The organism is Streptomyces sp. NPDC085524 (assembly GCF_044541755.1).
In the GTDB taxonomy this organism is placed as follows: domain Bacteria; phylum Actinomycetota; class Actinomycetes; order Streptomycetales; family Streptomycetaceae; genus Streptomyces.
This window is the reverse complement of sequence record NZ_JBITTH010000029.1, coordinates 50692-77008: the sequence shown is the minus strand read 5'-3', so window position 1 is coordinate 77008 and position 26317 is coordinate 50692. Positions and strand designations below refer to the sequence as shown.

At 68.6% G+C, this 26317-nt stretch carries 21 protein-coding genes and 1 pseudogene; 11 read left to right on the top strand and 11 right to left on the bottom strand.

Going from position 1 to position 26317, the window contains the following annotated elements; genetic code table 11:
* The first annotated feature begins 12 nt into the window (after nt 1–12).
* Nucleotides 13–414, top strand: a complete 402-nt coding sequence (locus tag ACIGFK_RS34220; protein WP_386472133.1) for a VOC family protein — start codon at nt 13–15, stop codon at nt 412–414.
* 603 nt (nt 415–1017) lie between these two features.
* On the opposite strand, the gene ACIGFK_RS34215 is transcribed toward ACIGFK_RS34220, so the two are convergent.
* Together ACIGFK_RS34215 and ACIGFK_RS34210 are read right to left on the bottom strand one after the other, a co-directional pair.
* Entirely contained in the window at nt 1018–1971 is a 954-nt protein-coding gene (locus ACIGFK_RS34215; protein WP_400054968.1) for an MFS transporter, read from the bottom strand.
* Between the two features lie 25 nt (nt 1972–1996).
* Nucleotides 1997–2293, bottom strand: a pseudogene (locus ACIGFK_RS34210) (flavoprotein); the annotation flags it as partial.
* A 185-nt stretch (nt 2294–2478) separates the two neighbouring features.
* Between ACIGFK_RS34210 and ACIGFK_RS34205 the strand changes: the two are divergent.
* The 3 genes from ACIGFK_RS34205 (at nt 2479) to ACIGFK_RS34195 (ending at nt 3727) form a co-directional block, all read left to right on the top strand.
* Nucleotides 2479–2844: an ArsR/SmtB family transcription factor gene (locus tag ACIGFK_RS34205; protein WP_400054966.1), complete on the top strand. Its 366-nt coding sequence runs from the start codon at nt 2479–2481 to the stop codon at nt 2842–2844.
* 81 nt (nt 2845–2925) lie between these two features.
* Nucleotides 2926–3237, top strand: a complete 312-nt coding sequence (locus ACIGFK_RS34200; RefSeq protein WP_386472140.1) for an ArsR/SmtB family transcription factor — start codon at nt 2926–2928, stop codon at nt 3235–3237.
* Nucleotides 3227–3727 carry a GNAT family N-acetyltransferase gene (locus tag ACIGFK_RS34195; RefSeq protein WP_376661841.1) on the top strand — a complete coding sequence of 167 codons (501 nt, stop codon included), beginning with the start codon at nt 3227–3229 and terminating at the stop codon, nt 3725–3727. The genes ACIGFK_RS34200 and ACIGFK_RS34195 overlap by 11 nt, the downstream gene beginning before the upstream one ends.
* Here the strand turns inward: ACIGFK_RS34195 and ACIGFK_RS34190 are convergent.
* The 4 genes from ACIGFK_RS34190 to ACIGFK_RS34175 are packed head-to-tail and all read right to left on the bottom strand — an operon-like array spanning nt 3720 to nt 6490.
* Nucleotides 3720–4250: a DinB family protein gene (locus ACIGFK_RS34190; RefSeq protein WP_400054964.1), complete on the bottom strand. Its 531-nt coding sequence runs from the start codon at nt 4248–4250 to the stop codon at nt 3720–3722. The two genes, ACIGFK_RS34195 and ACIGFK_RS34190, sit on opposite strands and share 8 nt — an antisense overlap.
* Before the next feature lie 51 nt (nt 4251–4301).
* Nucleotides 4302–5342, bottom strand: a complete 1041-nt coding sequence (locus ACIGFK_RS34185) for an ArsO family NAD(P)H-dependent flavin-containing monooxygenase (RefSeq protein ID WP_400054962.1) — start codon at nt 5340–5342, stop codon at nt 4302–4304.
* Complete coding sequence (locus ACIGFK_RS34180) at nt 5339–6124, bottom strand: aquaporin (RefSeq protein WP_400054960.1); 786 nt, start codon at nt 6122–6124, stop codon at nt 5339–5341. The genes ACIGFK_RS34185 and ACIGFK_RS34180 overlap by 4 nt, the downstream gene beginning before the upstream one ends.
* Nucleotides 6125–6175: 51 nt before the next feature.
* The gene (locus tag ACIGFK_RS34175; protein ID WP_376661845.1) at nt 6176–6490 is read right to left on the bottom strand and encodes an ArsR/SmtB family transcription factor; all 315 of its coding nucleotides are present in this window, start codon (nt 6488–6490) and stop codon (nt 6176–6178) included.
* Nucleotides 6491–6568: 78 nt separating this feature from the next.
* Here ACIGFK_RS34175 and ACIGFK_RS34170 point away from each other — a divergent pair, with 78 nt between their 5' ends.
* Entirely contained in the window at nt 6569–6988 is a 420-nt protein-coding gene (locus ACIGFK_RS34170; protein WP_400054958.1) for an arsenate reductase ArsC, read from the top strand.
* A gap of 6 nt (nt 6989–6994) precedes the next feature.
* Nucleotides 6995–7825: an NAD(P)/FAD-dependent oxidoreductase gene (locus ACIGFK_RS34165; protein ID WP_400054957.1), complete on the top strand. Its 831-nt coding sequence runs from the start codon at nt 6995–6997 to the stop codon at nt 7823–7825.
* Between the two features lie 142 nt (nt 7826–7967).
* Here ACIGFK_RS34165 and ACIGFK_RS34160 read toward each other — a convergent pair whose 3' ends face one another.
* Complete coding sequence (locus tag ACIGFK_RS34160; RefSeq protein WP_376659036.1) at nt 7968–8216, bottom strand: hypothetical protein; 249 nt, start codon at nt 8214–8216, stop codon at nt 7968–7970.
* Nucleotides 8217–8322: 106 nt separating this feature from the next.
* On the opposite strand from ACIGFK_RS34160, the gene ACIGFK_RS34155 reads away from it, so the two are divergent.
* Nucleotides 8323–9207 (top strand): glycosyltransferase family 2 protein, encoded by an 885-nt coding sequence (locus tag ACIGFK_RS34155; protein ID WP_400054955.1) that lies wholly within the window; start codon nt 8323–8325, stop codon nt 9205–9207.
* Here ACIGFK_RS34155 and ACIGFK_RS34150 read toward each other — a convergent pair.
* Together ACIGFK_RS34150 and ACIGFK_RS34145 are read right to left on the bottom strand one after the other, a co-directional pair.
* Nucleotides 9204–10352: an NAD-dependent epimerase/dehydratase family protein gene (locus ACIGFK_RS34150; protein ID WP_400054953.1), complete on the bottom strand. Its 1149-nt coding sequence runs from the start codon at nt 10350–10352 to the stop codon at nt 9204–9206. The two genes, ACIGFK_RS34155 and ACIGFK_RS34150, sit on opposite strands and share 4 nt — an antisense overlap.
* A gap of 40 nt (nt 10353–10392) precedes the next feature.
* Nucleotides 10393–10629, bottom strand: coding sequence for a hypothetical protein (locus tag ACIGFK_RS34145; RefSeq protein WP_376659039.1), 237 nt, complete (start codon nt 10627–10629; stop codon nt 10393–10395).
* Nucleotides 10630–11109: 480 nt separating this feature from the next.
* Between ACIGFK_RS34145 and ACIGFK_RS34140 the strand changes: the two genes are divergently transcribed.
* Nucleotides 11110–12039 carry an ADP-ribosylglycohydrolase family protein gene (locus tag ACIGFK_RS34140; RefSeq protein WP_400054951.1) on the top strand — a complete coding sequence of 310 codons (930 nt, stop codon included), beginning with the start codon at nt 11110–11112 and terminating at the stop codon, nt 12037–12039.
* A 155-nt stretch (nt 12040–12194) separates the two neighbouring features.
* On the opposite strand, the gene ACIGFK_RS34135 is transcribed toward ACIGFK_RS34140, so the two are convergent.
* Complete coding sequence (locus ACIGFK_RS34135; RefSeq protein WP_400054950.1) at nt 12195–13028, bottom strand: hypothetical protein; 834 nt, start codon at nt 13026–13028, stop codon at nt 12195–12197.
* Nucleotides 13029–13124: 96 nt separating this feature from the next.
* Between ACIGFK_RS34135 and ACIGFK_RS34130 the strand changes: the two genes are divergently transcribed.
* Complete coding sequence (locus ACIGFK_RS34130; RefSeq protein ID WP_400054948.1) at nt 13125–14297, top strand: NucA/NucB deoxyribonuclease domain-containing protein; 1173 nt, start codon at nt 13125–13127, stop codon at nt 14295–14297.
* A 19-nt stretch (nt 14298–14316) separates the two neighbouring features.
* Nucleotides 14317–14844 carry a hypothetical protein gene (locus ACIGFK_RS34125; RefSeq protein ID WP_376659042.1) on the top strand — a complete coding sequence of 176 codons (528 nt, stop codon included), beginning with the start codon at nt 14317–14319 and terminating at the stop codon, nt 14842–14844.
* Nucleotides 14845–14951: 107 nt separating this feature from the next.
* On the opposite strand, the gene ACIGFK_RS34120 is transcribed toward ACIGFK_RS34125, so the two are convergent.
* Nucleotides 14952–17975 carry a DNRLRE domain-containing protein gene (locus ACIGFK_RS34120; protein WP_400054946.1) on the bottom strand — a complete coding sequence of 1008 codons (3024 nt, stop codon included), beginning with the start codon at nt 17973–17975 and terminating at the stop codon, nt 14952–14954.
* A 571-nt stretch (nt 17976–18546) separates the two neighbouring features.
* On the opposite strand from ACIGFK_RS34120, the gene ACIGFK_RS34115 reads away from it, so the two are divergent.
* Complete coding sequence (locus tag ACIGFK_RS34115; protein ID WP_400054944.1) at nt 18547–26154, top strand: polymorphic toxin-type HINT domain-containing protein; 7608 nt, start codon at nt 18547–18549, stop codon at nt 26152–26154.
* Nucleotides 26155–26317 lie beyond the last annotated feature (163 nt).

Here is a 26317-nt window from a genome sequence, read left to right as displayed (position 1 = left end):
AAGGGACCACCCATGCTGACCAATGTCATGTACGTGACGCTGTACGTCACCGACCAGGACCGCGCACTCAGGTTCTACACCGAACAGCTCGGCCTGGAAAAGCGCATCGACTTCCCCAACCCCGGTGGCCGTTTCCTCACCGTGGGCGTCCCAGGCACTCCCGTCGAGCTCCTGCTGTGGGCGCACGCCCCGGCCGCCGGCCAGCCGGCCGAGCCAGGTGCGACGCCCGGACCGGTCATTCTCGAATCGGACGACCTGCGCGCGGACTTCAGGGTGTTCCGAGACCGCGGCGTGACCTTCGACGAGCCGGAGCCAGTGGACTACGGCTTCGGCGTCCGCATCGAGACGGCGGACCCGGACGGCAACCGCATCTCCCTGCGCGAGCGAACCCGCGCAGGCCGTGACGACGGCTGACCATCCATGGACCCTGCCCCAATGGTCAGGCCCGGCTACGGGCAGGGCTTGCCCACCGGCCGGAGTCATGACGGCGGCAGCCCGCGCCGATATGGCGTGCGTGGGTGAGGCCCGGCGTCGCCCAGAGTGCTCTGGTGGCAGCAGTACCGCCGGGCCGCCCCAAGCACACTGGCGGCCCGCGCCGTGCCGGGAGGTCAGCATCCGGGGGCGTCTGTGCCTGTGCCCAGGGTGCGTCGGCCTCGGGAGCGGGGTGTGCTCGCGGGTGCCGCTTCGGCCACTTCGGCGGGCTCGGCTGCGAGACGGGCCCGGCGGCCGGCGGTCGGCGGTCGGTGGCGCTGGGGGAGTTGCGGGGCGCGGTCGGCTGCCGGGTGGTCAGTCGTCGAGGCCGGGGGAGGTCGGGAGGCAGGATGGACATGCTCAGCGCCCGTACTGCGCCTGCCGCGCGGCCTTGCATGACGTACACGGCGAGTTCTCTGGGGGAGCAGGTGTGGCGCGAGGTGGTGGACGGAGAGTCTGTGCAGCTCAGCGCGCGAAGCACTCACGGGAGGCGTTGCAACAGGTGTGGCGCTATCGCCGGTTCGGGTGAGGCGCTGCTCCGGCCGGTTACGGGCGTGCCCGGAGGGCGATGACGGCGGCTGCCGCCGAGAGGACAGAGAGCAGTGCGAACAGTGCGGGGTAGCCGCCGAGGGGCCCGGCGAGGACCGCTCCGGCGAAGGGGGCTAGGGCGGCGGTCGCGTGGGCCGGCGCACTGAGGAGTCCGGAGAGTCGGCCGTAGTGGGTGGTGCCCCAGCGGTCGGTGACGGCGGTGGTGGTGTAACCGCGCTCGATCAGGAGGGGGACGAGTCCGATGACGACCGCGTACATCGCGAACGCGGACAGGGTGAAGGTGACGGCCAGCTTCCCAAACGCCCGGCTGCGCACGACCTGTTCGTGGCCGCCGGTGACGTGCGCCGGGTTCGGCGGGGGCGGCGGCCAGGGGGCTTTCAGAACAAACGCGTGGGCCGGGACGGTCAGCACTGCGAGGATGCCGGCGAGGACCACGTACGTGGCGCGCCAGGACATGTGGTCCGCGAGAACTGCCGTCAAGGGTGCGAAGACCGTGGAAGCGAGCCCGCCGGCCAGGGTGACGATGGTCGGTGCGCGGACGTGGTCGGGGGCCCACCAGCGGGTGAGGGCGGCGAAGGCGGGCTGGCAGAGGATCTCGGCCATCGCCGCTCCCGCGAGCAGCCAACCGGCGAAGAAGACGGCCAGGTTGGGGGCGGCGGCCATCACCAGCAGGCTCAGCACGCCAAGGACGGAGCCCGCGGTCATCACGATGCGGGGACCGCGGTGGTCCAGAACCCGCCCGACGTAGATGCCGGCGACGGCCGAAACGATGAGCGCGGCGGAGAACGCGGCGGTTGTTGCTCCCGTGCTCCAGCCGGTGTCGTCGGTGATGGCCGGGTTGAGGACGAGGAAGGCGTAGTAGACGATGCCCCAGCTGGTGATCTGCGTAACGCATAGGGCGGGCAGCACGGCGCGTGGCCGCGACTGGACCCCCGTCCCGGTCGCGGCCACGCTGGCCTTGTGTTCGGCATGCCGGTCAGCAGCCGCCCGACGTGGTGGGGGCCCCGATGGTGAGAACAGTCGGGGTCGCGCAGCACCCGCCACCGCGCTGCTCGGCGGCCTCCGGCTCGTCGAACAGGCCCGCCCCTCCGCACACCCCGGTTTCGGGGAGGGTGAGTTCGACGCGCTCGGCCGCTTCCTGGTCGCCGGCGAGGTGGGCGGCGATGGAGCGGACCTGCTCGTAGCCGGTCATGGCGAGGAAGGTGGGGGCGCGGCCGTAGGACTTCATGCCGACGAGGTAGACGTCCTTCTCCGGGTGGGAGAGCGCCGCGACGGCGCCTCCCCCGCTCACTTGGGGCTCGCGTTCGTAGGTCTGGAGTGGCAGCGCAGCCTGTCCTCCAACAGCCTGCGCGGCGTGGGCCGGGACGCAGGCCGGGCCGCCCGCCGCCTCTCCGCACATCCGGCCCCGCGGTAAGACCCGCACTACCCGGCTGATTCGACATGTGTCAACATAGACGTATGTCGAATGCGAAGGTTCTGCCGCTCCTGGAGCCCGACGTCGTCGCGTGCTGCCCGCCGCTGACCGAGCGCCCCATCTCCGCCAACGAGGCCGAGACCGCCGCCAAGATGTTCAAGGCGCTCGGTGACCCCGTCCGCCTGCGTCTGTTCTCCGCCGTCGCCTCCCACGAGGGCGGAGAGGCGTGCGTGTGCGACATCTCCGACGTCGGGGTGTCCCAGCCGACCGTCTCCCACCACCTGAAGAAGCTCAAGGAGGCCGGGCTGCTGTCCTCCGAGCGCCGGGGCGCGTGGGTGTACTACCGGGTCGAGCCCTCCGTCCTCGCCGCCATGGGTGCACTTTTGAACGGTGCCGCCCAGAAGGCGTAGAACTCCTCCCGGCTGGGCAGGGGGTGGCCTCCTTCATCGTTCATCGACTATCGTCGATGAACGATGAAGGAGGCTCTGTTCGTGCTCAGCGACGATGACGCCCGTGTGTATGCGGGCTGGTTCAAGGCCCTGGCCGACCCCACCCGCGTGCGCCTGCTGCACCTGGTGGCCGGCGAGGGCCGGGCGATGAGCGTGGGCGAGATCGTGGAGCGGGCCGAGGTGGGCCAGTCGACGGTCTCCCACCACCTCAAGATCCTGGCCGAGGTGCGGTTCGTCCTGGCCGAGCGCCAGGGCGCGTCCACCCTCTACACGGTCAACCGCACCTGCCAGAGCGTCTTCCCCCGCGCCGTGGCCGCGATCCTCGGCGAGGAGGCGCCCGCCGATGGCTGCTGAGATCCGCATCGCGGCGATGACGGCGGCGCACGCCCAGCAGGTGCTGGCGATCTACCGGGCCGGAATCGAGGAGGGCAACGCCACCTTCGAGACCCAGGCACCGGCCTGGGACGTCTTCTACGCCGGGAAACTGCCCGCGCACCGGTTCGTCGCCCTCGACGACGACCTGCGGGTGCTGGGCTGGGTCGCAGCGAGCGCGGTCTCCGACCGGTGCGCGTACGCGGGCGTGGTCGAGCACTCCGTCTACGTCCACCCCGCCGCCCGCGGCCGCGGCATCGCGGGCCGGCTCCTCGCGGCCCTGGTCGAGTCGACCGAGGCCGCGGGGATCTGGACGATCCAGTCCGGGATCTTCCCCGAAAACGCCGCCAGCCTCGCCGTCCACGAGCGGGCCGGCTTCCGTGTCATCGGCACCCGTGAGCGCATCGGCCGCCACCACGGCGTGTGGCGCGACGTGGTCCTGCTGGAGCGCCGGAGCCCGCGGATCAGCTGATCTCGCCGTCCAGGGTGAGCTGGCGGCGGTGGAAATCGAAGTGCCGGGTCGGATAGCGGTAGAGGTCGGCAAGGGTCATGAAGTCCTGGAAGAACGGGTCCCAGCGGACGGGAAAGTGCATGCCGCGGGCCAGGCCGGCATCGGATTCCGCCGCGAGCCGGCGGTGCAGGGAGCCGATGACCCGGTCGAACGCGGCGCCCGTGAGACGTGGCCCGAAGACCTTCACCGCCCCGCACGGGCCGATGTAGTTGACCCAGTCGAACGGCGCGGTCGCGGCGTTCAGCGCCCTGGCGAAAGCCCTGCTGGCGCTGCGGGGCAGGCGCGCGAAGACGCGGACGAGGACCAGCAGCACCCGCACGACCAGGTAGCCGAAGAACATGTGCCACAGCAACTGCTCGTTGGTCCACCGGGTCCCGATGGTGGGGCGGGCCAGGCCGGCTTTCGTGGCGTTGTCGAGCAGGGCGTGGAAGGACTGCCGGGCACGCTCGTACTCCGCGAACACGGCCTCCTGGTCGATCGCCATCTCGCTCACCCCTCGCCCGTCCACCGCGATGATTCCCGTCCCCGGGCGGTTTCAGGCGCCGAGGAATTCCGCGATCTCGCGTGCGGCTCCGCGTGCCGTACGGCCGACGCCGATGAGGGTGGCGGAGGCGGGGCCGGTCCAGTCGCCGTAGCCGAGGAGGTGGATGCGCGGGTCGGCGACGGCTCGGGTGCCTTCGGTGGGGATGCGGCCGGCCTCGGTGCGCAGGCCCAGCGGGGACAGGTGAGAGAGCGTGGGGCGGAAGCCCGTGCACCAGATGATCGCGTCGCAGGGCCAGGTGCTGCCGTCGGCCCAGCGGGCTCCGTCGGCCGTCAGGCTGTCGAAGATCCGGTGGTCCGGGATGAGTCCGGCGTCGCGGGCGGCTCGTACGGGCGGGACGGCGACGATGTCGCCGAGGTCGGAGATGCGGGGGCCGCCGGCCTGGACGCGCTGGGTGGCGAGGGTGAAGAGGGCGCTGCCGTCGATCTCGTCCGGGAGGTAGCGGGCCGGGCGCTGGGTGACCCAGCGGACGGTGGCGTGCGGGGCGAGGTCGGCGGCGATCTGGGCGCCGGAATTGCCGCCGCCCACCACGATCACGCGCTGTCCCGCGTAGTCCCAAGGGTTGCGGTACTCGACCGTGTGGTGCTGGCGGCCCTGGAACTGCTCGCGGCCGGGGACGGCAGGCAGGAAGGGACGCCACCACGTGCCGGTCGCACTGATCACGACCCGGGCCGTGAAGGCGCCGGAGTCCGTTTCGACGCGCAGGAGAGGAGCATCGTCACGGACGGACTCGACGCGGACGCCCCGTTCGATGGGGAGTTCGTACCGCTTCTCGTAGTCGGCAAGGTACTCCAGCACATGTGCGACGTCCGGGAACGTCTTGCCCTCCTGCTGAGGCATGAGCCGGCCGGGCAGGGAGGAGTGGGCGGCCGGGGAGAAGAGGTGCAGCGAGTCCCAGGCGTGCTGCCAGGCCCCGCCCGGGGTGGCCTGGGCGTCGAGGATGGTGAAGTCGATGCCTGCCCGGCGCAGGTAGTAGCCGGTGGCCAGCCCTGCCTGGCCGCCGCCGACCACCACCACATCCGCGTGCCGCGTCATGCGGCCGGCTGCCCGGTCTCGGTCTTGCCGCGCATGAAGATGACCGCCACCAGCGCCAGGCCCACGACCGCACCCGCCAGCTGCGCGACCACGAACGCAGGCACCGAGGCGGGAGCGATGCCCGCGAAGGTGTCGGTGAACGCGCGGCCGATGGTGACTGCTGGGTTGGCGAAGGAGGTGGAGGAGGTGAACCAGTAGGCGGCGCCGATGTACGAGGCGACCGCGACGGGCGCGAAGCGCAGGCGGTCGGTGCGGGCGAGGCCGAAGATCAGCATGATCAGGCCCGCAGTGGCGACCACTTCGCCGAGGAGGAGGTTGCCGGCAGAGCGGTCGTGGGCCGACCACTTGACCAGCGGCTCGCCGAACATCGCGTCCGCCAGGATCGCGCCCGCGATCGCACCGGCGATCTGCGAGGGTACGTACACGGCCAGCTCACGGGCGTTCACGCCGCCCCCGCCGCGACGGGCAGTCCACCACTCGGCCAGGGTGACAGCCGGGTTGAAGTGGGCGCCGGAAACCGGGCCGAGGAGGGCGATCAGCACGCCGAGGCCGAAGACCGTGGCCGTGGAGTTCGCCAGCAGCTGCAGCGCGACGTCGTCGGTCAGCTCAGTGGCCTGGATGCCCGAGCCGACCACGATGGCGACCAGGGCGGCGGTGCCGACCAGCTCGGCGGCCGCGCGGGCGATTAGCGGGGTACGGGGCGGGGCCGCGCCGGGCGCGGGCTGCGGCGACGACTCGGGGGTGGCTATGGCGTTGCTCGCGGCGGGCTCGGTGGCGGTCAAGGCAGGTTCTCCTCGGGCAGGTAAGGCAGCGGCGGGCGGGGACGCCAGGACTTATGGGCAGGATCGCTTGAGGTTCGCCTCGGCGGTGGCACGCGCGGTCCGAGCGAGGTCGGCGAACTGACCGGCGAGAGCTTCGATGACTTCCGGGCGCAAGCGGTAGTAGGTGAACCGGCCGCAAGGGTCCGTCTCCACGACCCCGGCCTCTCTGAGCACCTTCAGGTGGTTGGAGAGGTTCGTCTGCTTCGCGCCCGTCTCCTCCACGAGGTGGGTGGTGCAGAGCGTTTCGCGGGCAAGGAGGGTCACGATCTGGAGCCTGAGCGGGTCGGCCAGAACCCGGATCAGATCAGTGTCGAATGACGTCATCATGTACTGATACTGTCACATCAGCCGGGCCTGACACCAGCCTGAGCTGATCTGCCGGCTCCTCGTCACCCAGGAAGAACGATGTCCTCCACGCCTGCCGCGTCCGTCCTCTTCGTCTGCATCCACAATGCCGGCCGCTCCCAGATGGCAGCCGGATTCCTGCGCCACCTCGCCGGTGACCGGGTCGAGGTCCGCTCCGCCGGCTCCATGCCCGGTGAGCAGATCAACCCCTCCGCCGTAGCCGCCATGGCCGAGCTGGGCATCGACATCTCCGACCAGACGCCGAAGGTCCTCACCCCCGAGGCCGCGCAGGCGTCGGACTACATCATCACCATGGGCTGCGGGGATGCCTGCCCCTACTTCCCCGTCAAGACCTACCTCGACTGGCAGCTCGAAGACCCGGCCGGCCAGGGAGTCGAGGCCGTCCGCCCCATCCGCGACGAGATCAAGGGCCTCATCGAGGGCCTGATCGCCGAGATCGACGCCAAGGCCAAGGGCTGAAGCGACGTGACCGAGACGACCGTCACGGCGGACGACGTACGCGACGTCATCGTCATAGGATCCGGCCCCGCCGGATACACCGCCGTCCTCTACACCGCCCGCGCGCAGCTCAAGCCGCTGCTGTTCGGCAGCTCGATCTTCGTCGGCGGCTCCCTGACCACCACCACCGAGGTGGAGAACTTCCCCGGCTTCCCCGACGGGATCGACGGCCCGGACCTCATGGTCAACATGCGGGCCCAGGCCGAGAAGTTCGGTGCCGAGATGATCGACGACGACATCGTCTCCGTGAACCTCACCGGCGCCATCAAGGAAGTCACCGCCTCCGAAGGCACCGTCCACCGCGCGAAGACGGTGATCATCGCGACCGGCTCCGGCTACCGCAAGCTCGGCCTCCCCAAGGAAGAAGAACTGTCCGGCCGCGGGGTCTCGTGGTGCGCCACCTGCGACGGGTTCTTGTTCCGTGACCGCGACATCGTCGCGGTCGGCGGCGGCGACACCGCCATGGAAGAGGCCACCTTCCTCACCCGCTTCGCCCGCTCGGTCACCATCGTCCACCGCCGCTCCACCCTGCGCGCCTCCAAGGTGATGCAGGAGCGGGCCTTCACCGACGACAAGATCTCCTTCGCCTTCGACAGCGAAATCGCCGAGATCAAGGAAACGAACGGCATGCTCTCCGGCGACGGACGGCCCCTGCCGACCGCTCCGATTGCGCGCACGGGCGTGGTGACCGCCCACGAGCGCAAAGGAGCATGTATTTCCGGGGTGGCCCCTATGAGTCGTGAAGGCCCCGGTCGCAACCCTTCATTGATGCCGTCGACGAGGACGGTCGCCTCGTAGCGGACCGCAGGTCAGGAGGCGGCGTCACCGACCGCGGCTGGAGTCCACGCCTTCGATCAGCGCCGCGCGAGCGGCGGACAGGTCGCACCCGGCAGCCGTCTGCGCTTCGTCCGCCGAGAAGTCCAGGGTGTCGAAAAGCTCCTCACGTTCCAGGGGTGACGTCATCCCCGACGAGGGCCTGGGGGTGGACGAACGCCGTCGGGTGGATACGGCCGGCTCCCCCGAGGGCGGCGAGCGCCTGGCGGTGGAGTTCGGGCCAGCGGGCGAGGAAGTCGGCGAGGTCGTGGGTGTCGAGGCTGCCGTACGGGGTGCTGGAGATCGGGCCGCGGGTAGGGGCCGAGATGTAGTCGCCGAGCAGGAGTGGTGTCTGCGTCCGGGGCCGTGCCGGCATCTGTGGCTGTGTCGGTGTTCGGGGCATGGGGTGGGCCTCTCGGCTGGGCCGGGAGCGGGCGGGGCGGCGGTACGCTCGCCGTTTACCTGGTGGTGGGAAGGACGTGATGGGTGTGACCCGACCGCGCGTGGGCGTGGCCGTACTGACGATGGGCGACCGGATGCCCGAGCTGCGGGCCCTGCTGGATTCGGTGGCCAAGCAGGACGAGGCCGCCGTACGGATCGTCGTGGTCGGAAATGGATGCGCGCTGCCCGGTCTGCCGGACGGTGTGGTCGGGGTGGAGCTCGACGAGAACCTCGGCGTCTCGGGCGGCCGCAACGTCGCCTGGCGGCGGCTGCGGGAGTTCGGGGACGTCGACGTACTGGTGGATCTGGACGACGACGGGCTGCTCGTCGACGCCGGTGTCGTGCGGCGGATCGCCGACCTCTACGAGGCCGGGGCGGGGCGGCTGGGCATCGTCAGCTTCCGGATCGCCGACGAGACGGGCGAAACGCAGCGGCGGCACATTCCGCGGCTGCGGGCGAAGGACCCGATGAGGCGCGGACTGGTCACCACGTTCCTCGGCGGCGGCCATGCCCTGTCGATGCCGATGCTGGAGCAGACGGGCGGCTGGCCCGACGCGTTCTTCTTCACCCATGAGGAGACCGACCTCGCCTGGCGGGCGCTCGACGCCGGGTGGGAGATCCTCTACGAGCCCGCACTCGTGCTCCAGCACCCCAAGACCTCGCCCGCCCGGCACGCGGTCTACTACCGGATGACCGCCCGCAACCGGGTCTGGCTCGCCAAGCGCCATCTGCCCGCACCCCTCGTCCCCGTCTACCTCGGCGTCTGGACCCTGCTGACCGTCGCCCGGACGCGATCGGCGGCCGGGCTGCGCGCCTGGTTCGGCGGGTTCGCCGAAGGGGTGCGGGTCGATGCCGGACCCCGCAGGCCGATGCGGTGGCGGACCGTCGTACGGATGGCCGCGCTGGGCAGGCCTCCCGTCATCTAGGCCTGCGTGGCGGTGGCCTGCGCCTGCGCCGCCAGCCAGGATGGTGCGGCGTGCGGGGTGTTCCGGAGCCACTCCACGTAACGGGCCACCCCGTCGGCGATGGCCACCCGCGGCTTCCAGCCCAGTACGTTCTCCATCCGGCGGGTCGAGGCGTACCCGCCGAGCGGGTCCCCGGCCGGCAGCGGCGTCTCCAGCAGCGGCGTGTCGGGATAGTGGGCGCGGACCAGCTCGGCGACGTCGCGGATGCTGGTGCCCACGCCGGTACCGATGTTGAGGGTCTCGGTGTGCGCCCGGGGGCTGGTCAGGGCGCGCAGCGTGCCTTCGGCGATGTCGTCGACGTGGGTGAGGTCGCGGACCTGGCGGCCGCCCCCGTTCAGGTGCAGAGGCAGCCCGAGGGCGGCGCGGGCGGCGAACCAGGCCACCACCCACGAGTGGCTGTTCGGCTTGACGGTCTGCGGCTCCCCGTAGACGGAGAAGTACCGGACGATGCCGTACGAGACGCCCGCCTGGCCCAGGACGAGCGCGGTCTGCTCCTCGCCCCAGGCCTTGGTGTTCCCGTACACCGACACCGGCCGCATGCGGTCGTCCTCGCGGAACTGGGGCGGGATGCGTCCATGGACGGCCTCCAGCAGCTGGCGCATGGTCAGCAGCTCCTGGCTGTGGGCCTCCTCGGGGCTGCCGTCGCCGTAGACGCTGGCCGACGACACGAACACCAGACGGCGGATCCGGGTACTGGCGGCGACGGTGTCCAGGACCGCCTGGGTGCCGGCGATGTTGGTGTCGATGGCGGCGAGTGGCTCGCGGGTGCAGGCCGCAACGTCCGCGAGGGCCGCCGCGTGGACGACGTAGTCGCACTCCGCGACGAGCTTGCGGACGAGCGGCGCGTCGCGGATGTCGCCGGTGACCACGTCGGGGTCGGTGGGGTCGACGTCGAAGAAGTCGGCGTACACGTGCGCGGGGTACGCGTCCATGCTGCACAGGGAGATGGGGCGGGCGCCGAGCGCGCGCAGCCGGGCGGTGATGCGGGAGCCGATGAGCCCCGCGCCGCCGGTGACGAGCACGGTGGAGCCGGTCAGGGCGGCGAGGGGGGAACGGTCGTACTCGATGCCTCCGGGGGAGGGGTTGGGCGGCAGTGGGCTCTGCACTGCGGGGGTTCGGCGCTCGTCCTCCCGCGTGCGGAACGACTCAGGCGGCAGCGTCGGGCCGGACGTTGGCCACGGCGGTCGCGAGCTCGATGCCGCCGACTGCGGGGCGGACGTAGGCGCGGCGGGTCCACCGCGGGCCCGAGTGGGTGGCGACTTCCTCGAGGACGACGGCCATCAGCCGCCCCTCGGTGCCGGAAGCGATGTCGCGGACCAGGCGGCCCAGCAGCGGATGTGCTTCGGGGCCGAAGCAAATGGCTGCGTCTTCGGATGTGTTCATGGCCGGTGGTCCCCGGCGCCGGTCCGGCCGGTGGTGCCGGTCCCGTTCCTGCCGACGGGCTGCCAAATGGTGGCGTCGGTGGGGCGGAAGCCGTGCAGGAAGGGTGGGTGCTTCAGGATGGCGCTCGGCAGCGTAGATGGACAGTGGTCTTGAGTGTTGTGCGGTCCGGGACGCGGGCCTTGCTCACTCGTGGTGTCCCGCCTGAGGGATTTATCTGGAATGCCGGATTCCATGGAAGTGCTCGGAAACAGTCTGCAGCCCGGCTAGAGTCCCAGGTCACAAAGCCTGCTCCCCGCGCACGCGGGGACGGTCCCCCGCGTCGGTCGCGAGGAGCGGACCTATCGCGCTGCTTCCCCGCGCACGCGGGGACGGTCCCAGGGGGCGATGCGCGGCGCAGAGACGGTTCGCTGCCGATGGTTCGGTGAGCTGCAGAGGAATAGTGCCGCGCGCTGGTGGTCGGGGCACGGATAGCCTGAGCGAATGAAGCGGATTCAGCGGGTCGCCGGCGCGGTAGTCGGCTCGGCGGTGGGTGACGCCCTGGGCGGCCCCTTCGAGTTCGGGCCTCAGGGAGCGTTCTCCGCGCGGTTTCCCGCGCCCGGTGCCGGTGGTGAGATGTGCGGAGGCGGTGGCTGGGATCCCGGCGAGGCCACTGACGACACGCAGATGGCCGTCCTGGTCGCCGAGTCCCTTCTGGAGCGGGGCGGACTGGACCTGCCGGACATCTTCGCGCGCTTCCAGCGGTGGGCGGCATCAGAACCCAAGGACATCGGCTTGCAGACCGAAGACGTCCTGACCAACGGCATGCCCTGGGACCTCGCCGCCGTGGTCCATTTCCAGGTCAATCAGCGAGCAGCGGGAAATGGCTCCTTGATGCGGGCATCGACCTCCGCGGTCCACTTCGCGTCCGTCGGCCAGGAAGCCACCATGGACGCGGCCCGCCGCATCGCCGCCCTCACCCACGGCGACCGCGCGGCCTGGGAGGGCACCGCGATCTTCCACGAACTCATCCGTGTCACGCTCCAGGACACTGACCCCCTCTCCGCGCTCCCGGACATCTTGGCCCTGGTCCATCCCGACCACCGCGATCGCTACGCCACGGTCCTCGCGCCCGACTGGCACCCCGATCAGGCGACCGAGTTCAACGGCGCCGTCTGGCCCTGTCTGGGCTCCGCCGTCTGGGCCCTGCGTACCACGCACAGCTTCGAGGACGCGATACGCCTGGCGATCGACCTCGGCGGTGACACGGACACCGTCGCTGCGGTGACCGGAGGACTTGCGGGCGCGTACTACGGGCTGGACGCAATCCCCGCCCATTGGACCGTGCCTCTGCACGTCCCGCTCCCGGGATTCGAGGGACGGGTGCTGTACCTGGCAGATCTCCTCTACCTTGCACACCGCCTCGGAGGCTGAACCGGGTCTCGGCGGCGCCGGTCGCTCGGCGATTGCGCCGAGACCGGTCCGTTCTCCGTCGACGACGTCAGCGATGGCATCGCGGTGGCGCGCCGGACGTACGGCTGGTGGTCCCAGGACACGGCTGGGGCAGGCAGCGGCCGGTGATCCGACCGCTACGGTCCCGCCCGGCCTGCCCCCTGCGCCGGATCCCCGAGTGGCTCCAGAACCACGGAACCCGGCAGCGCCGCGGCCATGCCGTGGGCGTAGACCGCGAGCCGCACCCAGATGAACCAGTTGCCGGCGGCGACGATGGTCTGGCCGTACGTCCGGCGCGCCACCGCGATGCCGTCGCCGACCTCGTCCCTGCTGAAGCGGGCCGTGCTCAGCAGCGAGATCTGGTTGGAGACGGTCGCTCCGCGGTGCTGCACCTCGCAGGTGGCGTTCGACCCGTACGCGTCCACGTTGCGCACCGTCACCTTGCAGTCGAAGCCGCCCTTGGCCAGGGCGGCGACCACGTCGTCGACCGTCGCGTATTCGGGACCGGCCGGTACCTGGCTCGGCATCGGCGTCAACGGTTTCGGGCCCCGGTCGCCCCCGGCCTGACCGCAGCCGCTCAGGGGGTCGTCCGTACCGCCCGCCAGAGCCAGGGCGACGGCGAGCGGGGACCCGGGCGTCAGGGCCTCCTCGGCCAGCTTCGGGTCGGAGACGGCGGTCAGGCCCTCGATCGTGCGCAGGGTGCGCGCTGTGTTTGTGTCGGCCTGGGTGGCCTTGCGCAGGGCGTCGGCGATGATCCCCTGTGCGTGGTTGGCCGGTTCGAGGTGCTCGGTACTGCCCTGCGGCACCATGACGGGGTGGGACAGCTGGACCCGGCCGCTGTTGTCGACCTTCAGGTCGCGGCCGCGGGCGTAGTCCAGGGCGCTGTTCAGGTCCCGCTGCGCGCCCGTGATCGCCTCGGCCAGGTCGTCGTAGGCCTTGGCGCGGTCTGACCTTCCAGGCTTCCGTGCCACCTACTCGGCCGGCACCGGCCGACTCCGCGACGCCTGCTGGGGGCAGCTGTGCCGATCCTGACCACCGCCGCTCCGCCCATAGCCGAGGAGCCATTCGTGCCTGACGTTCGGCCGCCCCTGCCCGGCCGACCTCGTCGGCGCCGCACCGCGACGGTGATCCTGTCCACCGTGCTCATGCTTGCAGCCGGCCTCGGAACAGCCGGTCCAGTCAACGCAGAAACGATTCTGCTCGTCGGTCTGACCGCCAGGGCCGCAGTCGTGCAGCAGGAGAAGGACCTGCGCACGGAGTGCGCCGTGCGCCCGGAGGCGAACATGCGCAGGGCTGGGTCAAGCCGCTTCGAGACGTGCGTCCACCAGCCCGTGTACCTCAAGCTCGTGGACGACAAGCGCCGCCTGAAAGGCGAACTCTGGTTCGACCTGTGGATCCTCGGCTTCTCCTACGACGGATCCCGCCGTGTCGACTACACCAGCAGCATCGAGAACATCCGCACCAAAGCCGTCGCCGGTGAGAACCCCACGACGTGGATGATCGAGCAGAACTTCAGCCATACGATCAATGCCTCGGCCAGCGGCCCCAACCCTCAGATGGCCAAACCGGCCGTCACCACCCGCAGCGAGAACATCGCGCAGTGGACTGCCAAACCGTTCTGGCAGCTCAACTACACCTCGCCCGACACCGGGAAGCTCGATCCGGTCAACACTCAGATCGTCTCCGGGATGATCAGCCTGGACATGCGGGTGTCCTCACCCACCGCAGTGCCCTGGACGGATCCCGTCATGGCCTACTCCAGCGTGCGTTTCGACTACGCCGGGCCGACCGCCGGCAAGCACAAGGGCACCGTGTTCACCGAAGCCCGTGTCGAACTCGTGATGAGTCTCAAGGACCCTGCCGTCGACCAGAGCGCCCGGCACATCCTCGACGCCCAGCAGCTTCCCGAGCGCACCTTCCCCTCCTGGGCCGGCAAGACCGTGCCCGGAGCCACCGAACCCCTGCACCGCCTCGTCGACAAGGCCGAGCAGAAGAAGAACCGCAAGAACGCGATCGCCACGTGCAACGACGTCTGGGGGGACTACAGCGGGACGAAGCTCCAATGCGATGAGTACCCCTTCGCCTCGACCAAGGAAGGCGCTGCCGCCCCGGGCAAACGATTCTCCGCCCGGCTCATCGAGGGAACCGACAACGAGACGGGCGGCAATCGTCTCAACGACATGTTCACCCTGAACCGCGTCCTCGACGGTGACGCCTTCTACGTGAAGATCAACCCCTGACCAACGACGGAGACCACCCATGCCTCTCATCGCCGAGTACAGCACCATGGCCCAACCGGATCGCGGGATCGTGGAGGTGTACGACTCCGACGCCTACCTCGGCGACGACGATGCGCTGCTGGAGTCGAGGACCCGGGTGGTAGCCGGAAACGGCTACCACCTCTACCTCCACAGCCTCCAGAGCGACATCGAGGTACGCGTCACCCTCAGGATCTGGGACACCCCGCAGGAGCCCCCGGCAGAAGCCGAAGGCACCACTGCGGTGTCCTTGGAGTCGGAGACCGGGCTGCTCGTCGTCAACCAGCTCACCTACGGGCCGGCTGGAGAGATGAATCTGCCGCGCCCCGGCGTCTACGAGGGCCACGCCGCCTGGACCGGGCGAACGGCAACAGCCGCCTACCACGCCACGTCCATCCGGCGTGCCGCCGAGGAGCAATGGAGCCCGGAGCGGATCGGCGAGTCCTGGGAGCAGTGCCCCGCTGCTGAGCAGTACACCCTCGACCTGTGGTTCGTCAGGGAATCCGAGCCGGAGGACGACGACGAATAGTCCTTGGGCCGCGCCACCGGACCAGACGGGCCCGTGGCTTCAGCTTCAACGGCCGGCGCCCGGCGGGGAGGTTCCCCGCCGAGCGCCGGCTCTTTGTCTCGTGTGTGCTATCCGATGGTGAGGAAGGTGTTCCAGCTGTCTTCGTCGACGCCGGAAGGCATGCCGGGCATCGAAGTGGCCGTGCCCGGGAACAGGTACTGGTTTCCGTTGGCGCTCACGGTCCAGATGTCGGGGATGCCGTCTCCGTTCGCGTCGGGTGTACCGAGGACCTTGGGGAGTTCGGCTCGGCTCCAGTAGGTGGTGGCGTAGGTGATGTCCACGCCGCCGTTGGACGCGGCTGCCGTGGCGAGGGAGTCGATGTCCAGGCCTCCGTTGGGGTCCGGCTTGCCCTTGCGCAGGGCGAGGCCGCGGCTGGGCATGGAGTCGTCGCGGAAGATCAGGTCGGGGGTCCCGTCGCCGGAGATGTCGCGGATTCCGACGAGGTCACGCTTGGCCCATCCGGTGTAGCCGACCTTCTTGATGCTGGTGAAGCTGGCTCCGGTGTAGCCGGTGAACGCCCAGAACGTTGCGCCGTCGTCCACGAGCGCGAACATCTCGGGCAGCCCGTCCCCGGTGACGTCTTCGGTGACCACGATCTGTGTCAGCCTCGACGGGTCGGGGGCGCCTGCGGGCAGCAGGATTTCCATGCGGCGGCCGACGTCGAACTGGCCGGTGCCGGTGCCCGGGTAGACGTACATCTTCCCGTCGGGCATGCGGGCGATGAGGTCGGTGAGGCCGTCGCCGGGGAACCAGTCGGTGGAGTGTCCGATGAGCGCGGGCATTCCGCCCGCCGGGGCCTTCCAGTAGCCGGGTTCCACGGGAACGCCGTCCCTGACCGCGCCGGGGATGAAGGCGTCGGTGTCGCCGGTGGCATCGCCTGCGTAGGTGCGCAGGTTGCCGTCCTTGTCGATGGCGAGGATGTCGGGGTGTCCGTCGCCCGTGACGTCACCGGGCGTGTCGAGGCCGGTACGAGGGCGGACGTAGAAGGGGTATTCGGTGGCGGTGGAGATGTTGCCGGCTTTGTTGACGGTGCGGGCGTAGAGGACGTTGGGGCCGGAGATGTCGACCTGGAGGCTGATGGTGGCCTGGTCACCGCTGGAGGGGACGGCCTTCTGGTCGTAGGTGGGGCGGTTCAGGCTCCACTGGTACTCGCGGATGTCCGTGGCATTGGCGCCGTTGCCGCTGATGTTGATCGCCTGGCCGGGTGTACTGGCTTCCTTCACGCTCCAGTCGGAGTAGTTGGGGCCGGGTGCCGGGAAGTCCTTCGAGCTGACGGTGGGGTTGGGCGGGACGGTGTGGTCGACGGTGAAGGTGCACCAGCCGCCGCCTCCGGAGTCCATGGGCCCGCTGCCGGGAGATGCCGCGCCGTCCCAGTCGACGGTCTTGGCGAGCCAGTAGTACTTCTTGCCGGACGTGAAGTAGTCCCAGGGGATCTCCTTGTTGATCACCCCGTCACTGTTGACGTCGAGCCATTCGTGGTAGACGAGCTGCCCGGTCGCTGCGTCCGAGACTTCGACGCGGATCTGCTTGAGGTTGCTGTCGCGGTCGGTGCCCTTGACCTGGAAGGTGACGTTGGTTTTGCCGATGCTGGTGCCGGGGCTGGTGGTCAGGCACGGGCCGCCGGGGAACGTCTGCATGTTCGCCGCGACGGGGGTGTCGGGCGGGGTGTTGTAGGTGATCTCGATGTACGGGGCGGTCTCACCGTTGGCGATGAGCTTCTTCCAGTAGTACGAGTCCGACTCGTTCGGCGCGGCGAAGCCCAGGGAGAGGGCGCCCCAGCGGTTGGTCGCGGCCTCGGAGACGATGCCCTTGATGTCGGTGGCGATCCAGTTGTCCGGGCAGGAGCTGTTGTAGCCGTACCCGGCGTACTCGGTTGCGACCTTGCGGTTCCAGTAGTCGGTCGTGTTGTTCCACGTGCTCGACGAGGTGATGTACGGCGTCGAGTAGATGTCCATCGCCTTCTGGGAGCAGGACCACGAGTAGGTCTGCAGCGCCCGGACGGTGGCTGTGTTGATGACGGTGCCGTGGAGTTCGCTGCCGAAGTCGAAGTTGAAGATGGAACGGGATGTGCCACCGGTGGTGGACTCGTATCCGACGCGGGCCTCGTTCGTGCCGCTCGCGTTGTAGTTCTGCCCGTTGTAGAAGCTGGAGTTGCCCTCGGTCTTGTAGAGCAGGGTCCAGGAGCGCTTGTGGCCCTTGAACGAGGGGTCGATGAAGACCGGGTACGCCGTGTCCGCGGCGTTGAGCCAGGAGCCGTCCGGGGTCAGAGAGAGTGTGTTGTCGGCCAGGGCAGCCTTGGCGACCTTCAGCCGGGCGCCTTCGGCACCCGCCAGTCCGGCCAGCCCCAGCGTCGGGTGGTTGGTGGCAGCCTCGCTCGGCTTCCAGGCCGGCTCGTCGTCGGTGGTGGCGACCTTGCCGCTGGAGTCCCACATCAGCGGTGAGGGCGATCCGGCCACTTCCTCACCTGCCGCGTCACGGGCGCTGACCGCGCCCGACTCGGCATCGAGCTGGAAAGCCAGGTCTGGGGATGCGAGACGGTACTTCAGCTCGGCGAGCAGGGGGTCGGCTGCGGCCTGCTTGTCCTTCACGACCAGCAGGTGCGAGTAGCCGCCGTCCTGAGCCGTCATCACCAGGTCGATGCCCGGGCGCACGTTCTCGTACAGGGCGCGCGGCCCGTCGATGAGCGGCTCCGGCAAGGTGCCCGGCCAGCTGACCACCATCTCGTGGCCATCGGTGTTCAGCCGGACCAGCTCGGTCCACACCTCACCGGGCACATCCTGCTTCAGCGCCACCCGGGTGACGGAGCGTGAGGAGCGCTCCCCGCCGCCGGTGGCCTGCTTTTTCGTTCCGGCGCTGAAGACGACGCGGCCGTTGACGGCCTTGGCCGCATAGCCGCCTTCCACCCGGTGCAGGGTGGTGTCGATCGGCTTCCACTGGCCGTCGACCTTGGCGCGGAAGGCCGCGCTGAAGATCTGCTTGCGGAACGTTCCGTCAGGTCGGGCCCACGTCGTGGTGTTCGCGCTGCGCGCGGCGGTGACCTCGACCTCCTTGCCGGACTCCTCGGCCAGACGCCGCGCCTCCCGCTCAGCCACGGGGGCCTTCTCGCCCGGACGGGCCTGCGGCTTCCCGCCGCCGATGACATGTACGCCCACCGGGACAGCGACGGCTACTGCGAGAAGGACGGCGAGGGCGCCCAGTGTCCGGCGCCGTTTGAACCACCGCGCTGCCGGGACAACGGCAACTTCTCTTTCAGAGGCTTCTGTTGGTGGGCTTTCTTCCACGGATTCACTGACAGACACAGGCGTACTTCTCCCCCCTCGGGCATACAGCTAGAGCAGCCCTCGGTACTCACAAATAGTTTCGGCCGCTGGCCGGAAGACGTGAAAAGCCCGCTCCCGTACGCGATTCCGCGCACACGGGTGCCAGTTGAGCATGAACCATCCCAGTGACATGCCGGATCCGGCGTCCACGCTCTGACCAGCCAGTTCTCCACGGTTTGCACTGATTGCCCCACCCTACGCAGCGAGTAAAGTGATAAAGACCACACCGAATATCGGAACCGTAGGTTTTCTGTGGTTTCGGCGGCACAATCAGCTGGCTAATTGTCAGTTTCCTGCCGGCCGTGCGCCTTCGGCCCGCGGCGGCAGAGCGTGGGGGGTCCACATGTCGCCGTTCTCGGCGAACAATTTCCGCCTGCCCGGAACCAGAAAGGCGCGTGCGAAACGCGCGCGCCTCGCCGGGCGCACCGGCATCACGCTTTCCGTGATGCTGGTCGCATCTCTACTTCCCGTCCAAGCCTGGGCCGCGCCACCAGGCGACCGCTCAGGCGTCACCCTGCCCAACCTTCAAGACAACGAGAAGGCAGAGCTCAACAAGACTGCCTCCGCCCAACTGGTCGGCTGGGACGGTGCGGCACCAACGCCGCTCGAGGCCTACAAGCCGACCTATGTGGCGACACCCGCCGGCGGCTTCGAGAGCGTGCCGCTGACGGCTACCTCCGGGGTTGAGTTCACCCAGGTCGGTGCGCTGCCGGTCAGCATCGGCAAGGTCAAGGACACGGGTACTCCTCCGTCAGGGACCTGGTCTGCAGCGGTTTCGGACCGCGCCAAGACGGAGGCCGCAGGCATTGACGGTGCGATCATCACGATCACGCCTCCGGCCGACGCAGTAAATCCGGTCGACGTCGCGCTGGACTACTCGAAGTTCGAGGACCTGTACGGCACGCAGTGGTCCTCACGCCTGAAGCTGCGCCAGTTCCCCGCCTGCTTCCTCGACACTCCGACTGCGCCTGAGTGTGCCGTCTCCCAGGACGTTCCCAGCTCCAACGTTCCGGGCGAGAAGAGGGCCATCGCCACCATCGTTCCGGCTCCCGCGACCGTTCAGGGCATGACCACCATGTCGGCCGGCAGCGGGCCGGCGGTGCTGGTTGCCTCCGACGGTGCGTCGGGAGCTGGCGGCACGTACAAGGCCACCTCGCTGTCCCCGTCCGGCAAGTGGACGGCCGGCGGCAGCGGAGGCGGGTTCTCCTGGACGTATCCGCTGACGGTGCCTCCAGCTCCGGCCGGTCCCACCCCGTCGATCGCGTTCTCGTACTCGTCCCAGATGGTGGACGGCAAGACGTCGGTGACCAACGGCCAGGCTTCCTGGGTCGGTGACGGTTGGGACTACAACCCGGGCTTCATCGAGCGGCGCTACCGCACCTGCTCGGACGATGTGAAAGCCACGGCCGCGGGCAAGCCGAACAACGACAACACCACCGACAAGAAGAAGGGCGACCTGTGCTGGTCCGGTGACAGCGTCATGCTCTCCACGGGCGGCTCGACGACCGAACTCGTCCACGACGCCGCCAGCGGAAAGTGGGTGCCCGCCTCCGACGACGGGTCACGGATCGAACTCAAGACCGGCGCCGGCAACGGGGCGAAGGACGGCGAGTACTGGGTCGTCACCACCCGTGACGGCACGCGCTACCACTACGGCCGCCACAGCGTCGGCACCCACGGCGACGACACACCGCTGACCGTCACCGACTCGGTGTTCACCGTCCCGGTCTTCGGCAACCACCCCGGCGAGCCCTGCTACCAGGCCGCCTACGCGAACTCCTCCTGCACCCAGGCCTGGCGCTGGAACCTCGACTACGTCGAGGACATCCACGGCAACGCCATGGTCATCGACTGGAAGAAGGAAGAGAACCGCTACGCCAAGAACGAGAAGTACGGGGAGAAGGACCGCGCCAAGGTCGGATACATCCGCGGCGGCTACCCGATCCGTATCCTCTACGGCCTGCGCGCCGACAACCTCGCCGGCGCCCCCGCCGGCCGGGTCGGGTTCAGCACAGCGCAACGGTGCTTCCCTGACAAGGACACCAACTGTGACGACTCCCAGTTCGGGTCCAAGAGCGCACTCGGGTGGTGGGACACCCCCAGTGCCCTGAACTGCAAGATGGACGCGGCGAACTGCTACGTCGCCTCGCCGACGTTCTGGTCGCGCATGCGCCTGGACTCCGTCAGCACCTACGGTCAGCGCAAGGAGGGGTCCACGGGCCTCACCAAGGTCGACCAGTGGACGCTGAAGCAGTCACTGCCCACGCACCGCACCGACACCAGCCCCCCGCTGTGGCTGGAGTCCATCACCCGCACCGCCTACGGCCCCGAGGACAGCACCAACGGCAAGCAACTGCCCCCGGTTTCCTTCAAGGCCAACGCAGTCGACATGCCCAATCGTGTCGCCAAAGCCAACGACCCGGTAACCGGCAAGCCCGATCCGACTCCGGACTTCGACCGGCTCCGGGTGGAGACGATCCTCACCGAGACCGGCGGTGACATCCACGTCACCTACTCCGCCCCCTGCGCTCTGGGCACGACCGTCCCCGATCCGGCGAAGAACACAAGCCGCTGTTTCCCTGTCCGCTGGTCCGCAGATCCGGACGCAGCCCCCGAGAAGACACCGACTGAGGTGTTCAACAAGTACGTCGTGACGAAGGTGGAAGAGAAGGACCGCGTAGCACAGCGGCCTGACGTCACCACCAGCTACAGCTATGAAGGCGGCGCTGCCTGGGCGCAGGCGGACGACGAGCTCGGCAGACCAGAGCTGCGCACCTACAGCGAGTGGCGCGGCTACGGCAGCGTTCTGACCACCACCGGCAAGACGGAGAACACGGGCACGCCCACCGCGACCGAGCAGTCGCAGAGCCGCACCCGCTTCTTCCGCGGCCTGTCCACCCCCGCCGCCAGGGTCACTGTCAAGGACTCCACCGGGGCGGAGGAGCTCGGCGAGGACCTGCCGCAGTACCAGGGCCAGGCCGCGGAGAGCATCTCCTACACCAAGGCCGGCGGAAGCGTCGACAGCAGGACCCTGACCTGGCCCTCAAGCCTGAAGACCGCCCAGCGCCCCCGAATCGACGACGCCACCCGTCAGGTCGAGGCCTACCGCAACGGCATCGAGCACACGGACGCGATCCAGGCTGTCAGCGGTGGCAAGTCCCGCATGGTGCGTACGACCAACGTGCTCGAGGGGACGTACGGCCTGCTCAAGACCGCGCAGACCGCTTTCCGGGAGAACAACGGCACCGGCTGGACCACGGTCAAGCAGTCCTGCAGGAAGCCCACCTACGTCCACAACACGACCAGCTACCTGATCGGCCTCAAGGCAGAGGAGCGGGAGACTACCGGGGACTGCACGGACGCCGGGATCGCGGCTGGAACCCTCCTGAGTGCGACCCGCACGTCCTTCGACGCCGTCAACGCCTTCGGTACCGCCCCCACCAAGGGCCTGCCCTATCAGGCCGACAGCCTCGACGCCGCGGGCACCGGCTGGACCACCTCTGGGCGCAGCGAATTCGACGCGCTCGGCCGGACGGTCAAGAAGTACGACGCGCTCGGCAACTCGTCTGCCACCGCATTCAGCCCCCCGTCCGGCCCCCCGTTCACGATCACTGCGACCAACGCTCTCGGGCACACGGCGAGCACCCGGGTGGATCCCGCCCGCGGCAGCGTCCTGGAGACGACTGACTCAAACGGGCGGAAGGTCACCACCGCCTACGACGAGCTCGGCCGCACCACAGAGGTCCGCACCCCGTCGCAGAAGCCCTCCGACAAGCCCGCCTACACCTTCGAATACCAGATCGAGGAGAAGAAGACGCCAGCCGTCATCAGCCGTGCACTGAAGGACGATGGCACCTACAGCAAGTCGATCGCGATCTACGACGGGCTGCTGCGCCCGCGCCAGACGCAGACCGAGGGCGCGGGTGGCGTCCGCATCGTCACCGACACCCTCTACTCCGCGAACGGGACCGTCGCCCAGACCAATAATGGTTACCTCGCTGAAGGCGGCCTGAGCACCGAGCTCTTCGTTCCCCTGTCGATGACCGAGGTGCATAACTCCACCCAGACCGCCTACGACGGCCTCGGCCGCGCCGTACGCACGACGGCGGTGGAGAGGGGCAACCCGAAGCAGTCCACGATCACCCAGTACGGCGGCGACTGGACCCTGACGCGCAGCGCCATGTCGCCCACTGGGGCGACCCCGCTGCCCGGCAGCCGCGCGGTCAAGACGTCCACGGATGCTCTGGGCCGTACAACAGCGGTCGAGCACTACACCTCAACGGCCGCTGCGGATGTGGACCCGGCCAAGGATCCGAATCCTGCGGCCGTCAAGACGGCCTACAGCTACGACGAACGTGGCCAGCTCTCCCAGGTCACTGACGCGGCGAAGAACAACTGGACCTACGTCTACGACGCTCGGGGCCGGATGACCTCATCCACGGACCCGGACATGGGCACGTCGACGTTCACCTACAACAACCTCGACCAGCAGCTCTCGACGGCCAACGCCTACGGCCGCGCCCAGTTCACGAAGTACGACGCGCTGGGCCGCAAGACCGAACTGCGTGACGACAACCCTGACACCGGGGCGATCGTCGCCTCCTGGGCCTACGACACCCTGCCCGGTGCCAAGGGCCTGCCCGTCTCCGCCACCCGGAACTGGGGCGAAGGCTCGTACACGAGCGAGGTCACCGGCTACGACAGCGAGTACCGGCCCACCGGGTCGAAGATCACCGTCCCGGACCTGCCCACCAAGCAGACCACCAAGGGCCTGGCCGGCACCTACACGTACAGCACCACCTACACGCCCACCGGCAAGGTCCAGTCCACGACCCTCCCGGCAACCGCCGGCGGTCTCGCCGCCGAGAAGCTGATCACCCGCTACAACAGCGACGGCCTGGTGCAGACCATGTCGGGGCTGTCCTGGTACACCGCCGACACCATCTACAGCCCCTTCGGTGAAGTCCTGCGCACCGCCACCGGCAACGCGCCCAACCGGGTGTGGACCACCAACACCACCGACCCCCATACCGGCCGGGTCACCAAGGCCGAGAGCCACCGCGAAACCCGCGATCCGGTCTCCCAGTCCAACCTCCTGTCCTCCCTCACCTACACCTACGACTCCGCCGGCAACCCGACGTCCATCACCGACACCCAGCCCGACACCCGCCCCGGCGCCACGCAGCAGTCGCCGCCGCTGGTGGACCGCCAGTGCTTCACCTACGACAACCTCGGCCAGCTCACCCGAGCCTGGACCGGAAAGACCGCCGGCTGCCCCACCAGCCCCGCCGGCCCTGCCCTCTCCGAGGTGGGTTCCGGCATAACGGGTGATGCCTACTGGCAGGACTACGAGTTCGACTCGATCGGTAACCGCACCAAGCTCACCGAACACGACCTCACCAACAGCGCCTACGACGACGTAACCAGCTACGCCTACGGCGTGGACATGGGCGGCCCCCAGCCGTCGCTGAAGAAGCAGCCCCACGCCCTGACCAAGGTCACCAAGACCACCAGAACCCCCGGCTCAACGGTCGACTCCCTGTCCACCTACGGATACGACCAGGCCGGCAACACCAAGACCCGCACCATCGGCGGCGACACCCAGACCCTGTCCTGGGACCGCCGCAACACACTCCAGTCCGCCACCAGCCCTGGTATCGGTGCCGTCGCCGTCACCGGCCTCGCCGACAAGTGCCTCGACGTCCAGGACGGGCAGACCGCCGACGACACCCCCGTCCAGCTGCTGACCTGCAGCGAGACCAAGCCTCAGCAGTGGCGTCTGACCGGCAACACCGTCCAGGCCCTCGGCAAATGCCTCACTGCCAAGAACGGCAGGGCCTACCTCGTCACCTGCAACGACTCGGACGACCAGAAGTTCGAATACCGGGGGGCAGACAAGACCCTGTACAACGCCAAGGCGAACGCCTGCCTCACCGTCCCCAACGACAATCCCGCCGAAGGAAACGACCTCCACATCTACACCTGCGTCAGCGGCTCTGCCGCCCAGCAGTGGAGCTTCGGCAACACCACCTCCTATCTCTACGACGCCTCAGGCAACCGCGTCATCGAGGAAACCGGCAGCGCCCGCACCCTCTACCTGGGCGAAACCGAGGTCACCGTCAACAAGGCTGGCCAGGCCATCGACGCCGTCCGCTACTACAGCAGCCCTGGCGCCCCCACCACCGTCCGCCGCACCAACGGCAAAACCACCGGCCACAGCCTGTCCCAGCTCCTCACCGACCACCACAACACCGCCACCACCAGCGTCGAACAAACAGACAGGCAGCCGGTCACCAGGCGCAGGTCCGACCCGTACGGAAACCCCCGCGGCGCCCAGCCCTCCGACTGGCCCGGCAGCCACACCTTCCTCGGCGTCGGCACCGACGACAACACCACCGGCCTCACCCACATCGGGGCCCGCGAATACGACCCTTCAACCGGCCGGTTCATCTCCGTCGACCCCATCATCGACATCACCGACCCACTCCAGATGAACGGGTACACCTACGCCCACGCGAACCCCATCTCGGGATCAGACCCGACCGGCCTCAAGGACGACAACTGCGCCTACCACGGGAACTGCACTGCAAATGGAGGAAGCCTCGACGAAATTGACCATGACGTCACCGGCGGCTCCGGCGGCGGCAGTGACGACCGGCAGCTCGACGACAGCTACACGCCGCCCTCAGCGAAGGGAAATGACGGGAACTCAAAGAACAAGGGAAAGAACTGCAGTTTCTTCTCCAAGTGCAACCTGAAAAAGGGCTGGAAGGCCACCAAGGACTTCTGGAACGAAAACAAGGTAGCAATCGTCTCGTTCACCGTTGAGGTCGCAGCAGGAGTGGCCTGCGGGGGAACCGCTATCGCAACAGGTGTCGCCACAGGAGGCGCCGGATTCGCGATAATGGCTGGCTGCGCAGGTGTAGCTGCGGCTGCCGGTGCAGCAGCAGCTAACTGGATGGACGAGGACGCTGACCACAGCACTACAGGAATCCTCAAAGCCGAAGCAGAAGCCTTCGTTTGGGGCGCCGCCACACAGGCCGCAGGAGCCGCCGCGCTCCCGGTGGTAGCTGCCGGAGCCGGTAAAATAATCTCCAAGCTCAAGCCATGTAACAGTTTCACTCCCGGCACCCTCGTCCTCATGGCCGATGGCACTAGCAAGCCCATCGAAGAGCTGACCACCGATGACGAAGTCCTCGCCACCGACCCCGAGACTGGCGAAACAGCAAGCAAGAACGTCACAGCCACCATCTACACCAAGGACGACAAAAACTACGCCGACGTCAGCATCCAGACAGACGACGGCATCAAGATAATCACCACAACAGAGCACCACCCCTTCTGGTCCGAATCAGACCGCATATGGAAGGACGCTGGCGACCTCAAGGCAGGAACAACCCTTCGCACCAACGAAGGAAAAGCCGCCGCCGTCGTTCAGACCCGTACGTACAGGGCCGTCAACGAGACCTACAACCTGACCGTCGCTGACCTCCACACGTACTATGTGCTGGCTGGCACGATGCCGGTCCTGGTTCACAACTGCGGTGGGGGAGTAGCCCCTAATGGTCAGCCTTGTACATGCAACGGTTCCACTAACCCGTCCAACCTGCAGCTCATACAGGCCATCGCAACGCGAGCTGAGGCTAAGATCGGTGGAAGTGGCGCAGTCCCTGGCACCAGGAAGCATGCGTACGCCGATAAACTGCTGACCCGCTACCAAGGGATCTACGGGTCACGTGGCCTGGTTACGGAGCAGAGCTATCTGAATGGGGCTGTCGTGCCACATGGGACTGCAGGAAGTGCCCGCCCAGACGTCTATGATCCGGCAGCGGGGATCATCTATGACTACAAGTTCCTTTTGAATCCAGGACGGGGAATCCGTCAGCGACAGGCCAATCTGAACGCCAACCACGTTCCGGGAGCGTGGCTCACGATCGAGGTGAATCCGTGACAAAGTCGGGCCCCGCAACGGCACGGCGTGTAACGTCGGACTGGGTCTCAGCGTTCCCCGAGTTCAACGCCTGGCGTCCGATGCATCTACTGCGGCGGATTGGGCCGGTCCTACAGGGCATTTGCCTTGACCGCTCGACCTCTGGAGACGGGTACACTCCGAC

What these genes read in the sequence shown, in the direction of transcription:
- ACIGFK_RS34220 (WP_386472133.1), top strand. Translation starts at nt 13, where the DNA reads ATGCTGACCAATGTCATGTACGTGACGCTGTACGTCACCGACCAGGAC.
- ACIGFK_RS34205 (WP_400054966.1), top strand. Translation starts at nt 2,479, where the DNA reads ATGTCGAATGCGAAGGTTCTGCCGCTCCTGGAGCCCGACGTCGTCGCG.
- ACIGFK_RS34195 (WP_376661841.1), top strand. Translation starts at nt 3,227, where the DNA reads ATGGCTGCTGAGATCCGCATCGCGGCGATGACGGCGGCGCACGCCCAG.
- ACIGFK_RS34190 (WP_400054964.1), bottom strand. Translation starts at nt 4,250, where the DNA reads ATGGCGATCGACCAGGAGGCCGTGTTCGCGGAGTACGAGCGTGCCCGG.
- ACIGFK_RS34185 (WP_400054962.1), bottom strand. Translation starts at nt 5,342, where the DNA reads ATGACGCGGCACGCGGATGTGGTGGTGGTCGGCGGCGGCCAGGCAGGG.
- ACIGFK_RS34175 (WP_376661845.1), bottom strand. Translation starts at nt 6,490, where the DNA reads ATGATGACGTCATTCGACACTGATCTGATCCGGGTTCTGGCCGACCCG.
- ACIGFK_RS34170 (WP_400054958.1), top strand. Translation starts at nt 6,569, where the DNA reads ATGTCCTCCACGCCTGCCGCGTCCGTCCTCTTCGTCTGCATCCACAAT.
- ACIGFK_RS34160 (WP_376659036.1), bottom strand. Translation starts at nt 8,216, where the DNA reads ATGCCGGCACGGCCCCGGACGCAGACACCACTCCTGCTCGGCGACTAC.
- ACIGFK_RS34155 (WP_400054955.1), top strand. Translation starts at nt 8,323, where the DNA reads ATGGGTGTGACCCGACCGCGCGTGGGCGTGGCCGTACTGACGATGGGC.
- ACIGFK_RS34145 (WP_376659039.1), bottom strand. Translation starts at nt 10,629, where the DNA reads ATGAACACATCCGAAGACGCAGCCATTTGCTTCGGCCCCGAAGCACAT.
- ACIGFK_RS34140 (WP_400054951.1), top strand. Translation starts at nt 11,110, where the DNA reads ATGAAGCGGATTCAGCGGGTCGCCGGCGCGGTAGTCGGCTCGGCGGTG.
- ACIGFK_RS34125 (WP_376659042.1), top strand. Translation starts at nt 14,317, where the DNA reads ATGCCTCTCATCGCCGAGTACAGCACCATGGCCCAACCGGATCGCGGG.
- ACIGFK_RS34115 (WP_400054944.1), top strand. Translation starts at nt 18,547, where the DNA reads ATGTCGCCGTTCTCGGCGAACAATTTCCGCCTGCCCGGAACCAGAAAG.